Source organism: Gordonia sp. NPDC058843 (assembly GCF_042743165.1).
Taxonomy (GTDB): Bacteria; Actinomycetota; Actinomycetes; order Mycobacteriales; family Mycobacteriaceae; genus Gordonia.
Map to the genome: position 1 here is coordinate 15,810 of NZ_JBHYNC010000031.1, position 13,278 is coordinate 29,087.

Here is a 13,278-nt window from a genome sequence, read left to right on the forward strand (position 1 = left end):
GGCGGCCGGTCAGGCCGGGGACAGGTGGTCAGTGTCGGCAGTGGCGGCCCAGACCTCACGCAGCGGCTCGAGAACCGCTCGATAGACCGCGAACGCGTCGTCGTACAGGGCGCCGGTCGCCGGATCGGGTTCATGCACGCGCCCGGGCCGGACCAGGCGGGCGGTGACGGTGTCGAGGTCTGTGTACTGGCCGGTGGCCACGGCCGCGAGCATGGCCGCCCCGAGCGCCCCCGACTCCGGGACATCAGGAGCCACGATCGTCTTCTGCAGCACGTCGGCGATGATCTGGCTCCATTCGACACTGCGCGCGCCGCCACCGGTCAGACGGATCTCGTCGATCTGCACCGGCATCGCCGCGTAGCAATCTCGGACCGACAGCGCGGTGCCCTCCATGACCGCTCGGACGAGCTCGGCGGGCGTGGTGTCGCCGCGCAGGTCGACGAAGCTGCCGCGCGCGTTGACGTCCAGGAACGGGGCCGTGGCGCCTGCAGTGTTGAGGTAGGGATGGAAAACCAAGCCACGACAACCTGGTTCGGCGGCTGCCGCGAAGCCCCGCACGACTTCACCGAGAGTGGTCGCACCGCGGGCGATCCGATCGACCTCGGCGGGGCAGAAGGTGTTGATGACCCAGTCCAGACACAGGGTTCCTCCTCCGGAGTTGGTGATCTGGCGCTGCCAACGGTTCTCGGGCATGAGGAAGCCGAACCCGACCCCCGCCGGTTCGAGGAGCGGGTGGTCGGTGGATGTGCCGTTCATCAGACTCGTGCCGATGGTCGTGACGGCCTGGCCGTCGTGTGCGGCGCCGATGCCGATCATGTTGGCCGTCGCATCGCCGGTGCCGGCACAGACCGGGGTTCCCACCGGTAGTCCTGTCTCGGCGGCCGCCTCGGCGGTGACCGTGCCGAGAAGCCCGTCGCTGACCCCGACTTCGGGCAACCGTGCCGACATCTCCTCGATACCGAAAGCGGCGAAGAACTCCTCGGACTTGCGCCGGCCCCGAAAATCGCAGGGCGCGAACGAGAGATCGGACTCCTCGGTGGCCACCACACCGGTGAGCCGGTAGTTCACGTAGTCCTTGGCCATGAAGAAATGCCTGATGCCGTGATACCGCTCCGGTTCGGCACGTTTGAGCCATGCCAGCAGGGGATACGGGGTTCCCGGGATCAGCGCGTTGCCACTGATGTCGAAGAGCGCATCGAGCAGTCCCCGGTCGCCGACTTCGTCGAGGACGGCCGTGGCGCGCGCGTCGGGCCAGCAGATGGCCCGGCCCACCGGTTCACCGTCGGCACCCAGGGCCCACAGACCGCCCATGTGTCCGGTGACACCGATCGCTGCGATCGAGGTCCTCGGATCGAGCGCTCCGACGACCGCTTTGATGGTGGATGCCACTGTCGCCCAGGTTGTCTCCGGGTCTTCCTCGTGACGCCCCGCGGTCGGGTAGAAGCTGGGCGTCCGGGCACCGCATTCGGCCACGAGCTCACCGGTGGCGAGGTCGACGGCGATCGTCTTCAGCGAACTCGTCCCCTTGTCGACACCGATCACGACCGAGCGACTCATCGGGTCACCCCTTCGGCGACAGCCGCCACGCGGAGCGCGAGACGGTCGACCTCGAGTCGGTGAGAGGCGGCCGGATCTCGCACCAGTTCGTCTGCGGCGCCTGCCACGCGCACCCCGAATGCCCGGAGGCGGTCGACGAGCACCTGCGTTCCGGGATGATCCGATTCGACCCGGACCGGTACGTCGATGCCGGCATCGTTCAGCACCCGCACCAGTGACGTACACAGCCCGCGCCAGACCGCGCCGAGAACCTCGTCGGGCGAGGTCTGATAGGAGAGTCCGATCAGGACGTCGCGACCGTTGACAGCCGAATAGGTCACGCGCGTCGGTGCCGCCTCCCACTCGGCGACCGTCTCGGCGAACCGCGTCGACAGGTCGGCGGCCACGTCGGGTGCGAACCGCTTCACAAACGAGTCCAGCAGTTCCCAACCCGGTGCCTCGAACGTCTCGGCCCGCCGATCCGTGCCCGGCACGACGACCCGCGCGGGCCCGTCGGCGGCCAGGATCACGAGAGTCCCGGGCGAATTCTCGTTGATGTCGAGGACCTCCGGGCCTTGACTCGGTGTCCGGAATCCGGATAGCGTGTGCGCCATACGGAACAATTGCATGGCTAAGTATCTGTGTCAACCATCACAACACGACCCAGGTGTGTGGCAGCACTCGGACCCAGCTGGACCCGACGATGCATTCCGCCCCGCCACCCGACCCATAGAGTGCCGAATTACTCAGTCGCACTCAATCATTCGCGAGGAGACCACCGTGACAGTCCAGCGCGACCGATCCGTCGAGATCGACCCGAAGAACCACATCGCTTCCATCATCAAGGCGGTCGACGTCCTCGAGGCCTTCAAAGGTGACCGCTCCGAGCTGTCGCTGGCGGACCTGATGAAGAAGTGCGGGTACAGCAGGACGACGATGTACCGAATCCTCAGCACCCTCGAGGTCGCGGGCTGGGTCGAACGGACCCGCTCCGCCGACTACCGGCTCACGCTGCGGGTCTTCGAACTGGCCTCGGCGGTCCTGGGCAGCTTCGACCTGCGGACCGAGGCCAGTCACGTGATGTCGGAACTGGCCGCGCGCTTCGACGAACACGTGTACCTACTCGTCCCCGATGGTGCCCGCGCGGTGTGTCTCGACATGATCGAGAGCAGCCAGCCGATCCGGGTGATGGTGCTGACCGTCGGCAGGTCGTTGCCGTTGTACCTGGGAGGGGCGCCCGTCGCGATGCTGGCCGAACTCGAGGACACGGCCCTGCCCCAGGTGTTGGAGTCGGGACCCATGTTGACGCCGGCCGGCGACGAGATCACCGAGGACGAGCTGCGGGACCGGCTCGTCGAGACACGTCGGCGGGGATACTCGGTCAGTGTCGGGGACGTGACGCCCGGTGTTGCCGCACTCGGCGCATGCATTCGGGACCGGAAGGGAAATGTCGTGGCGGCGTTGAGTATCGGCGGATTGTCCGCGGACCTGTCCGACGAACGCCAAGACGAGATGGCTGCCGCCCTGGTAGACGGCGCGCTCACCGTGTCCCGTCGGTTGGGATATACGGGCTGACGGGCGCAGCATCCGCTGACCCGGCGCTCACTACCGTCGAAACAGTTTGTTGCCCAGCCACACCAGCGGGTCATAGTGGCGGTCGACGACGCGTTCCTTCAGCGGGATCAGCGCATTGTCGGTGATCTTGATCTGTTCGGGACAGACGTCGGTACAGCACTTCGTGATGTTGCACAGGCCCAGCCCGTGTTCGGTTCGGGCCGAATCGCGTCGCTCGGCCACATCCAGGGGATGCATGTCGAGCTCGGCGACGCGCATGAGGAAACGCGGACCGGCGAAGTTCTGCTTGTTCTCCTCGTGGTCGCGCACGACGTGGCAGGTGTCCTGACACAGGAAACACTCGATGCACTTGCGGAACTCCTGCGACCGCTGCACGTCGACCTGCTTCATCCGATACTCCCCCGGCGCCAGTCCCTCGGGCGGTGTGAACGACTGGATCTCACGGGCTTTCGCGTAGTTGAACGAGACATCCGTGACCAGGTCGCGGATCACCGGGAACGTGCGCATCGGCGTCACGGTGACGACCTCGTCCTCGGTGAAGGTGGACATCCTGGTCATGCACAGCAGCTTCGGCCGGCCGTTGACCTCGGCCGAACACGATCCGCACTTGCCCGCCTTGCAGTTCCACCGCACCGCGAGGTCGGGGGCCTGCGTCGCCTGCAGCCGATGGATGATGTCGAGCACCACCTCACCCTCGTTGACAGCCACCGTGTAGTCCTCGAGACCACCGGCGTCGGTGTCGCCGCGCCAGATCCGGAACTTCGCGTCGTATCCCATGTCAGTCCTCCGAATGCCCCTCGGCTCGCTCGCCCCCGGCGCCGGGATGACCTGCGATCTCGGCTGCTGTGTAGTACTTCTCGACCTCTGGGAACTCGAAGAGTTCCATCAGGTCCGGCCGCATGGGGGTCTGTTCCGTGCGTACGACGTCGACCTCCGGAACCGGGGAGTCCCCGTCGGGTTCCGCGGTGCAGACCAGCAGGGCGTTGCGCCAACTCGAATCCATCGCCGGGTGATCGTCGCGGGTGTGGCCACCACGACTCTCGGTGCGCATGAGCGCAGCCTTTGCCACGCACTCGCAGACCAGCAGCATGTTGCGCAGGTCGACCGCGAGGTGCCAACCCGGATTGAACTGACGATGCCCTTCGACCTGCATGCCGCCCAGCCGCTTTCGCAGGTCGGCGAGTACACCGACGGCCTCCTGCATCTCGGCTTCCTTCCGGATGATCCCGACCAGATCGTTCATGGCCTGCTGCAGATCGGTGTGCAAGGTGTAGGGGTTCTCCGGTTTCCCCTCGGCCGGCGGATCGAAGGGCGCCAGCGCGTACGCTGCCGCCCGATCGATGTCGTCGGCCGAGACCGCGGGCCGCGTCGTCAGCGATTCGACGTACGCCGCTGCACCGAGTCCGGCTCGCCGGCCGAAGACCAGCAGGTCCGACAGCGAGTTGCCGCCCAGCCGGTTGGAACCGTGCATACCACCGGAACACTCACCCGCCGCGAACAGCCCCGGCACCCGTGAGGCGGCCGTATCCGGGTCCACCTCGATCCCGCCCATCACGTAGTGGCAGGTCGGCCCGACCTCCATCGGTTCGGCGGTGATGTCGACATCGGCGAGTTCTTTGAACTGGTGATGCATCGACGGCAGCCTGCGCATGATCTCCTCGGCGGGCATCCGCGACGCGATGTCGAGGTAGACGCCGCCGTGCTCGGTGCCTCGACCGGCCTTGACCTCCTCGTTGATCGCCCGCGCGACCTCATCGCGCGGCAGCAGGTCCGGGGTCCGACGGGCGCTGTCGTTGTCGGCCAGCCATTCGTCGGCCTCCTCCTCGGTCTCGGCGTACTGGCCCTTGAACACCGGTGGGATGTAGTCGAACATGAAGCGCTTGCCGTCGGTGTTCTTGAGAACCCCGCCGTCGCCTCGGACACCCTCGGTGACCAGGATTCCCTTGACACTGGGCGGCCAGACCATCCCGGTCGGGTGGAACTGGATGAACTCCATGTTGATCAGGCTGGCCCCGGCCCGGAGGGCGAGCGCGTGGCCGTCGCCGGTGTACTCCCACGAATTGGAGGTCACCTTGAACGACTTGCCGATACCGCCGGTCGCGAGCACCACCGCCGGCGCCTCGAACAGGACGAACCGACCGGATTCACGCCAGTAGCCGAATGCCCCGGCGATGGCGTCGCCGTCCTTCAGCAGTTCGGTGATGGTGCATTCGGCGAACACCTTGATGCGCGCCTCGTAGTCACCGGTGGCAGCGTAGTCCTCCTGCTGCAGCGAGACGATCTTCTGTTGCATCGTCCGGATCAGCTCCAACCCGGTGCGGTCGCCGACGTGGGCGAGTCGCGGATAGGTGTGACCGCCGAAGTTGCGCTGCGATATCCGCCCATCTGCAGTTCGATCGAAGAGTGCGCCATAGGTTTCGAGCTCCCAGACGCGGTCCGGTGCCTCCTTTGCATGCAACTCGGCCATCCGCCAGTTGTTCAGGAACTTCCCGCCGCGCATCGTGTCCTGGAAATGCGTCTGCCAGTTGTCCTTCGAGTTGGCGTTGCCCATCGACGCGGCACATCCGCCTTCGGCCATCACCGTGTGCGCCTTGCCGAACAGCGACTTGCACACGACAGCCACCGAATAACCGCGTTCGCGGGCCTCGATGACCGCCCGCAGGCCGGCACCGCCCGCCCCGATGACAACGACGTCGTACTCGTAGCGTTCCGGCTCAGCCATCTGGCGCGACTCCCAACGTTGAAAACGGCTGCACAACAGGCGTTGCGCCCTCAATCGATCAACCCACGAACCTCAGGTCCGAGATGGTGTTGCTGGCGACCAACATGACGTAGAAATCGGTGAGCACCAAGGTGCCCAACGTGATCCAGGCGAACTGCATGTGCCGTGTGTTCAGCTTCGAGACCCGGGTCCAGATCCAATACCGCACCGGATGTTTCGAGAAGTGCTTGAGCCTGCCGCCGGTCACGTGACGACACGAATGACAGGACACGGTGTACGTCCAGAGCAAGAGCACGTTCACGACGAGGATCACGTTGCCCAGCCCGAAGCCGAAACCACCGTCCTCGCCGTGGAACGCGATGACGGCGTCGTAGGTGTTGATCACCGAGATGATGACGGCGGCATAGAAGAAGTACCGGTGCGAATTCTGGATGATGAGGGGTAGGCGTGTCTCCCCGGTGTACCTGCTGTGGGGTTCGGCGACAGCACATGCCGGCGGCGACAACCAGACCGACCGGTAGTAGGCCTTGCGGTAGTAGTAGCAGGTCAACCGGAATCCGAGCAGAAATGGCAGCGACAGGAATGCCAGCGGTATCCACATCGGCAGTTCGGGGAAGGGCGTGCCGAAATGACTCGCCCCGGGCACGCACGACTCACTCAGGCACGGCGAGTAGAACGGCGACAGGTAGTGGTAGTCCGCGGCATAGTAGGCGGTGCGCACGAACGACCGGACGGTCGCGTAGATGACGAAGGCCGCGAGGCCGACGACCGTCAGCAGCGGCGAGAGCCACCATTTGTCCTCGCGGAGAGTTCGCGCCAGGATTCGTGCGCGACCCGGAGAGAAGACCCCGACTGCGTCCCGCTCAGCCGCGGGGGCGCTCACTTCGTGCGCTCACGCGAATGAAAGCCCAGCCCTTCGTCTTGCGCACCCAACCAGGCCGACTCGTCCGACTTGCTGTCGGGAACGTAGATCACCTGATCCCGCCCGAGCTTCGCCTGCAGAAGCGGAGGTGGCGCATGCTCGAAGTCATGAAGGTCGATCTCCAGACGGTCCAGATCGTTGGACATCCGCCGGACGGCGTCGACGTCGCCGTACTGCGTCTGCAGCGTGGTCATGTGATGCCGTAGGACTCCGATACTGCGATGCAGTTCCCTCATTTCGGTCGGTATCATGGCACATCCCTTCCTGCCTGTGTGATGAAGAACACAGTACCGGCCGGGCACGTCGAGTCAACGGTGTTGGACGAACGTGTCGGGACCCTTACCCCGGAGGCCACCGGATGAGTGACGACAACCGCGGTCCCGGGGAAGCCCTGCCTCGCGCGGAGCAACGGTGGACCGCCTCGGCGTTCGTCCTGGTGGCGATGACGATCCCGTTCTTGCTCCCGGCGCGATATGCCGCAGGCGACGCGTGGCTGCTACCGACGGTCGAGGGGATCGTGCTGCTGACGCTGATCGTCGTGGACCCCGGGAGGATCGACCGACCCGGACGATGGGTCCGAGCGCTGTCGATCGGTCTCGTCGTGGCCATCGCCGCAGGTGCGGCGTGGGCCGCAGGACGACTCGTGTGGGATCTGTTGCACGGCAATCCGCAGACCGAGGCGGCCGACCAGTTGCTGGTTGCCGGCGCACTCGTCTGGCTGCAAACCGTCATCGCATTCGCCTTCCTCTACTGGGAGCTCGACGGCGGCGGTGCGGTGAACCGGCACCTGCATCCCGCCGAGCACCCGGATGTCGCCTTCCCCCAGCAGCTCGAGCCCCGGTTGGCGGCGCCGGACTGGCGGCCCGTGTTCTTCGACTACCTCTATCTGGCACTGACCAACGCAACGGCCTTCAGCCCCACCGACGTGATGCCGCTGTCGCGTCGCGCGAAGCTGGCGATGGCGTCGCAGTCACTGCTGTCGATCGTCATCCTGAGTCTCGTGGTGGCCAACGCGGTCAACCTCCTCGACTGAAGGCCCGCCACCACCGCCGTGCATCGGAATAGCGGTGACGACGCAGCGGTTGTGTCGGCGGGGTTCCCAGGACCAGATCGGAGTGTGCGGGCGATGAGCGAATCACGAGCGGCGAAGACACCGTCACGTCAGGTCATCGCGGGTGCCGATCGGTACCTCTTCCGCAGCGGATGGCTCGAATCCCGGCAGTCCTTCCCCGTCACCGGCAACTTCGATCTCGCAGCGAACGCACACGGGGTCCTGCTCGTGCACAACGACGACCGAGTCGACGCCGGCGAAGGCTTCGACGCCCACTTCCACCGCGACGCCGAGATCGTCACGTGGGTACTCGAAGGCGCCGTGGCTCACCGTGATTCGTTCGGCAATACCGGTGTGATCTCCCCCGGCGTCGCGCAACGGATGAGCGCCGGCCGCGGCATCACCCACACCGAGGCGAATGCTTCTCGACGTAGCGAGGACCGAGACCTGCGCGTCGTCCAGATGTGGGTGGCTCCCGAACATGCCGGAGGCGAACCCGGTTACGCCGAGCGCGATTTCACCACCGATCTCGCAGCCGGTGGATTGGTGACAGTGGTTTCCGGGATGCCCGAACACGCCACCACCGGAGCGATCTCGATCAACAATCCGGCCGCGGCTCTACACGTTGCCCGTCTCGGATACGGGGAATCGGTCACCCTGCCACCGGCACCGTTCGGACACCTCTACGTGGCCCGGGGCGTCGTCGAACTGGACGACGGCGTACACCTCGGCGAGGGTGACGCGCTGCGCACCACCGATGACGGCGCGGTCACCGTCTCGGCGACGTCCGATGCCGAGATCTTGTTCTGGGAGATGCGCACGACGCTCCGCCGCTGACCATCGCCGGGACAGCCCTCGTCCTTTCTTCACTGACGTGCACGCGATTTGCCATAACGCTGCCGGTTTCCCGCGGCACCGCTACTGTGTGAGCCATTCGAAGTCGTTGGGGTCCTTCGCATGCCTCGGCGGTCGGTGAAGAGAACGAAAGGACGTCCATTGCATTCTCCGTCCCCCGCCGCACGACTTGCGGCTGAGTTCTTCGGCACATTCTGGTTGGTCTTCGGCGGATGCGGCAGCGCGATCTATGCGGCCAAGCAGATCGCCCAATCCGACGACGGACAGGACACATTCCAGGTCGGAATCGGATTCCTCGGTGTCTCTTTGGCTTTCGGACTGACCGTGGTCACGATGGCCTACGCGGTCGGACACGTCTCGGGAGCACACTTCAATCCGGCGATCACGCTGGGTGCCGCCGTCAGCGGCCGGCTCTCCTGGAGAGAACTCCCCACGTACTGGATCGCGCAGGTCGTGGGCGGTCTACTCGCCGGACTGATGCTCTTCCTCATCGCGAAAGGTCAACCCGGGTTCGTGGCCGAGGGCAACATGGCCGCCAATGGATTCGGCGAGCACTCCCCCGGCGAGTATTCGCTCGTCTCGGTCCTGATCGCGGAGATCCTGCTGACCGCCTTCTTCCTCGTCGTGGTCCTGGGGGCGACCGACGGACGCGCTCCGGCAGGCTTCGGTCCGTTGGCCATCGGACTGTGCCTCACCCTCATCCATCTGATCTCGATCCCGATCAGCAACACATCGGTCAACCCGGCACGCTCGACGGCGGTCGCCTTCTTCAACGGCAATGGCGCACCGGGTCAGCTGTGGGCCTTCTGGCTCGCGCCGCTCATCGGCGGGTTGATCGGCGGTCTCCTCTACCCGCTGCTGTTCCAGAACAAGAAGGACGCACCCGTCGAGGCGGCTCGGTCCGAGACCGCTGACGCCTGATCGAGGGTCGGTCAGAACGCAGGTTGCTCCGTCAGCTCAGGCGGAGTCCGTGTGCCGTCCAGGACTTCCTGCCGTGGGCGATAGAGCCGGATGAGGTAGTTCCATCCACGCGGAGTGACGATCGCATTGTCCGGCAGCTCGCCATCGGCAGTGGGCACGAATCGCACGGTGACCGACCCGTCGGCGTTGCGCGCGCCGGTGAGGCTGTTGACCGTCTACAGGTTCTTCGTACAGCGTGTCCCGATTGAGCCTGATGACCGTCTGCTCCGCGATCGAGGCGGGCTCACGGTTGTGCCGGAAGGCCCCGACTCCTCCTGCCGCCTCCTGGATGTCGGCGAACATCCGGTGCGTCTCGGCACAAACGAAGTTGTCGGCGTTCACGCGAACAGGGTTCTCCTGGGCCGGCATGGTCACTCCCTCTCGCTGGTCCGCCAAGATTCCAACCGGCTCTCGCGGTTCGTCGCTCGCGGCCCGCGCGTCCATTGATGTCGCGTGCGACGTCAATCCGTTCGTGCGACCTCGATCGACGTCGCGCCCACGGACCGATATCGCATGCGACATCAATCTGAGGCGGCATTGACGACCCGCAGAACGTCCCGCCCCGAGTGCAGCCGGGAGATGTTGTCGGTGATGTCGTGCACCCGGCCGACGAAGGTGTCGCGGGTGACGCCCGAGATGTGCGGGGTCATCAGGACATTGGGCAGTTCGGCGAACGGCAGGCCCGACGGGTCCGCCTCGTCACCGGCGGTCGGATAGCGATACCAGACGTCGATCGCCGCGCCACCGATGACCCTGTCCCGCAGCGCCTCGAACAGATCCTGCTCCACCACGAGCGGACCGCGGCCCACGTTCACCAGCACCCCCGACGCCCCGAGTCGCCGCAGGTGCGCGGCGTCGATCATCCCGGTCGTACTCGCGGTCAGCGGCGCGGAGACGACCACGACGTCCGACGCTTCCATCAGACGGCCGAGGTCGGTGGTGTCACCGTGCCATTCGAGCCCGGCGTCGTCGGCGACCCGACCGGATCCCGTCACCGCACAGCCCCGCGCGCCGAATGCGTTCATCAAGTCCGCGGTCCGACGCCCGATGTGGCCGAAGCCGACATAGCCGACCATGGCACCGCGAAGGGTACGCGGCTGCGGCACGCCGTCGCGGTACACCGCCGACGCCCACAGCCCCTGCCGGAGCGCCGCATCCTGGACGAGCAGGTCTCGGCGCATCGTCACCACCGCGGCTGCGATGTACTCGGCGATCGAGTCCTCGTGGTGAAACGTGTTGGCGACCTTGGTGCCCGCCGGGAGGTCGTCGAAGCTGACCTTGTCGGTGCCGGCACCGCCGGTGAGTACGAGGCGTAGGCCCGAACCCGCGCGGGCCATCGCCGGGGTCACCCGACCGCCGACGTAGACATCGGCGTCGGCCAGGTCGGCCACGAGCGCGGCCTCGTCGAAGACCCCGTGCCAGGAGGTGTTCACGCCGGCGGGCAGCAGGCTCTCGAACTGGTGGCGATGTGGCGTGAAGTTCCGTTCGCCCACCACTACTTTGAGGTCATCGTCAGTCGCTTCGGCCACGTGGTCAGCTCCGCACGAGCGCGGGACGTTTGCTGTCGAAGGTCCAGTCCGGGATGAGGAACTGCATACCGATCGCGTCGTTCCGGGCACCCAGCCCTTCGGTGCGGTAGAGCTGGTGGGCTGCTTCCACCTGCTCCATGTCGAGTTCGACGCCGAGTCCCGGGCGGTCGGGAACCGTGAGGTAACCGTCGACGATCTCGTACGGCTCGGCGGTCAGCCGCTGCCCGTCCTGCCAGATCCAGTGCGTGTCGATCGCGGTGATGTCGCCCGGCGCAGCGGCCGCCACGTGGGTGAACATGGCCAGCGACACGTCGAAGTGATTGTTGGAGTGCGAGCCCCACGTGAGGCCCCAGGCATCGCACAGTTGCGCAACGCGTACCGAGCCGGCCATGGTCCAGAAGTGCGGATCCGCCAGCGGGATGTCGACCGCGTTCGTCCGGATCGTGTGCCCCAGCTCGCGCCAATCCGTCGCGATCATGTTGGTCGCGGTCGGGAGTCCGGTCGCGCGTTTGAACTCCGCCATCACCTCGCGGCCGGAGAACCGACCCTCCGGCCCCACCGGATCCTCGGCGTAGGCGACCACATCCCGCAGCCGTCCACCGACCCTGATCGCTTCCTCGAGCAACCAGCCACCGTTGGGGTCGAGGGTCACCCGCGCAGCCGGGAAACGTTCGGCGAGCGCCGTGACGACGTCGGCCTCCTCATCGGGCGACAACACCCCGCCCTTCAACTTGAAATCGGCGAAACCGTAGCGCTTCTGGGCAGCCTCGGCCAGCGCCACGACACCGTCTGCGTCGAGGGCCTCCTGGTGGCGCAGGCGCATCCAGTCGTCGGTCTCGCCGGCACCATCGGCATAGTCGAGGGTTGTCTTCGTGCGATCGCCGACGAAGAACAGGTAGCCGAGCGCGGCGACCCGGTCGCGCTGCTGCCCCTCGCCGAGCAGCGCGGCAACCGGGACCCCGAGGTGCCGGCCGAGTAGGTCGAGCAGAGCCGATTCGACGGCGGTCACCGCGTGAATGGTGACGCGCTGATCGAAGGTCTGGTCGCCACGGCCACCGCGATCGCGGTCGGCGAAGGTGCGCCGGATGTCTTGCAGGACCGCGTTGTACTCGCCGATACCGCGTCCCTCGACGATCGGGCGGGCATCATCGAGGGTGGTGCGGATCAGTTCGCCGCCGGGGACCTCGCCGACTCCCTGGTTGCCCTCGGAGTCGGTGAGAACCACCAGGTTTCGCGTGAAGAACGGGGCATGCGCGCCGGAGAGGTTGAGCAGCATGCTGTCCCGGCCGGCGACGGGAATCACCCGCATGTCGGTGACGACCGGGGTCGTCGTGGCGGACGGTGTCGATGTCGCTGTCGTCGTCATGGTTGGTCCTTTCAGGAGTGTCAGAAGAAGATCTGCTGGCCGATCAGCAGGGCTGCGCCGAGGGCCGACACCGAGATCGACACGGTGCGCAGCCGGTTCCGGTCGAGCACCCGGTTGATGAAGCGTGAGGCGACGAAACCGAGGACGACAACCGGTGTCAACGCGACGAACGCCCAGAGGATCTCCGCGCGCAGGCTGCCGGTCGCGGCGAGGGCTACCAGGGACATCAGACTGCCGACGAGGAAGAAGGCACTCATGTTGCTGCGAACATGTGCGTTCTCCGCGCCGGAGTACACCAGCGCCATGGGTGGTCCACCGATGGACGTGGCCGTACCGAGCAAACCGGAGGCCGCGCCCGCGGTCGCCAGGTTGCGCCGCACAGGTGCCGGCCGCCAGCCGATGGATGCGACTGCGACCCCGCCGAGGACGACCGCCGCCAGCAGCAGGGACAAGCCTCGGGTCGGTAGCCACACCAGTAGCAGGGCGCCGGCGATGGTTCCGGGTATCCGTCCGATCAGGGCCCACCCGGTGCCGCGTAGGTCCAGGCTCCCCCGCTCGCGGATCACGACCAGCAGCGTCACGGTCGTCGCGGACGCGATCAGCATGCCGGGCAGCAGCGTCGGCGCCACCAGGGCGACCACCGGTGCCGCGAGCATGCCCATCCCGAAACCGATGGACGCCTGCATGCACGACGCCAAGAAGACGGCGACGGCGATGACCACGCACGCCACAACGCTCACGTTGACGGTGCCCGCATGGTGT

The 13,278-nt window shown here is 66.4% G+C and carries 14 protein-coding genes; 4 read left to right on the forward strand and 10 right to left on the reverse strand.

The genetic code is table 11. The features are described from left to right. Nucleotides 1-9: 9 nt before the first annotated feature. Nucleotides 10-1,557 (reverse strand): FGGY-family carbohydrate kinase, encoded by a 1,548-nt coding sequence (locus ACFW3F_RS18445; protein WP_388059894.1) that lies wholly within the window; start codon nt 1,555-1,557, stop codon nt 10-12. Continuing rightward, a complete protein-coding gene (locus ACFW3F_RS18450; RefSeq protein ID WP_388059896.1) occupies nt 1,554-2,150 on the reverse strand; it encodes a hypothetical protein in 597 nt (198 codons plus the stop codon). Before ACFW3F_RS18450 ends, ACFW3F_RS18445 begins: the two co-directional genes overlap by 4 nt. Nucleotides 2,151-2,316: 166 nt before the next feature. Here ACFW3F_RS18450 and ACFW3F_RS18455 point away from each other — a divergent pair, with 166 nt between their 5' ends. Continuing rightward, nucleotides 2,317-3,111 carry an IclR family transcriptional regulator gene (locus ACFW3F_RS18455; RefSeq protein WP_388059898.1) on the forward strand — a complete coding sequence of 265 codons (795 nt, stop codon included), beginning with the start codon at nt 2,317-2,319 and terminating at the stop codon, nt 3,109-3,111. A 30-nt stretch (nt 3,112-3,141) separates the two neighbouring features. On the opposite strand, the gene ACFW3F_RS18460 is transcribed toward ACFW3F_RS18455, so the two are convergent. The 4 genes from ACFW3F_RS18460 to ACFW3F_RS18475 are packed head-to-tail and all read right to left on the reverse strand — an operon-like array spanning nt 3,142 to nt 7,006. Continuing rightward, nucleotides 3,142-3,888, reverse strand: a complete 747-nt coding sequence (locus ACFW3F_RS18460; RefSeq protein ID WP_388059900.1) for a succinate dehydrogenase/fumarate reductase iron-sulfur subunit — start codon at nt 3,886-3,888, stop codon at nt 3,142-3,144. Between the two features lies 1 nt (nt 3,889). Next, the gene (locus tag ACFW3F_RS18465; protein WP_388059901.1) at nt 3,890-5,833 is read right to left on the reverse strand and encodes a fumarate reductase/succinate dehydrogenase flavoprotein subunit; all 1,944 of its coding nucleotides are present in this window, start codon (nt 5,831-5,833) and stop codon (nt 3,890-3,892) included. 58 nt (nt 5,834-5,891) lie between these two features. Continuing rightward, nucleotides 5,892-6,716 (reverse strand): hypothetical protein, encoded by an 825-nt coding sequence (locus tag ACFW3F_RS18470; RefSeq protein ID WP_388059903.1) that lies wholly within the window; start codon nt 6,714-6,716, stop codon nt 5,892-5,894. Beyond that, nucleotides 6,713-7,006: a hypothetical protein gene (locus ACFW3F_RS18475; RefSeq protein ID WP_388059905.1), complete on the reverse strand. Its 294-nt coding sequence runs from the start codon at nt 7,004-7,006 to the stop codon at nt 6,713-6,715. The genes ACFW3F_RS18470 and ACFW3F_RS18475 overlap by 4 nt, the downstream gene beginning before the upstream one ends. Nucleotides 7,007-7,113: 107 nt before the next feature. Between ACFW3F_RS18475 and ACFW3F_RS18480 the strand changes: the two genes are divergently transcribed. The 3 genes from ACFW3F_RS18480 (at nt 7,114) to aqpZ (ending at nt 9,582) form a co-directional block, all read left to right on the forward strand. Further along, nucleotides 7,114-7,788, forward strand: a complete 675-nt coding sequence (locus ACFW3F_RS18480) for a hypothetical protein (RefSeq protein ID WP_388059907.1) — start codon at nt 7,114-7,116, stop codon at nt 7,786-7,788. Between the two features lie 93 nt (nt 7,789-7,881). Next, nucleotides 7,882-8,643 carry a pirin family protein gene (locus ACFW3F_RS18485; protein WP_388059908.1) on the forward strand — a complete coding sequence of 254 codons (762 nt, stop codon included), beginning with the start codon at nt 7,882-7,884 and terminating at the stop codon, nt 8,641-8,643. A 159-nt stretch (nt 8,644-8,802) separates the two neighbouring features. Beyond that, nucleotides 8,803-9,582, forward strand: coding sequence for an aquaporin Z (gene aqpZ / locus ACFW3F_RS18490; protein WP_388059910.1), 780 nt, complete (start codon nt 8,803-8,805; stop codon nt 9,580-9,582). A gap of 11 nt (nt 9,583-9,593) precedes the next feature. Here the strand turns inward: aqpZ and ACFW3F_RS18495 are convergent, their stop codons facing one another. The 4 genes from ACFW3F_RS18495 to ACFW3F_RS18510 form a co-directional block, all read right to left on the reverse strand. Beyond that, a complete protein-coding gene (locus tag ACFW3F_RS18495; protein WP_388059912.1) occupies nt 9,594-9,740 on the reverse strand; it encodes a hypothetical protein in 147 nt (48 codons plus the stop codon). 402 nt (nt 9,741-10,142) lie between these two features. Beyond that, nucleotides 10,143-11,150 carry a 2-hydroxyacid dehydrogenase gene (locus ACFW3F_RS18500; RefSeq protein ID WP_388059914.1) on the reverse strand — a complete coding sequence of 336 codons (1,008 nt, stop codon included), beginning with the start codon at nt 11,148-11,150 and terminating at the stop codon, nt 10,143-10,145. A 4-nt stretch (nt 11,151-11,154) separates the two neighbouring features. Next, nucleotides 11,155-12,516 (reverse strand): enolase C-terminal domain-like protein, encoded by a 1,362-nt coding sequence (locus ACFW3F_RS18505; RefSeq protein WP_388059915.1) that lies wholly within the window; start codon nt 12,514-12,516, stop codon nt 11,155-11,157. 20 nt (nt 12,517-12,536) lie between these two features. Next, a complete protein-coding gene (locus ACFW3F_RS18510; protein WP_388059917.1) occupies nt 12,537-13,256 on the reverse strand; it encodes a sulfite exporter TauE/SafE family protein in 720 nt (239 codons plus the stop codon). Nucleotides 13,257-13,278 lie beyond the last annotated feature (22 nt).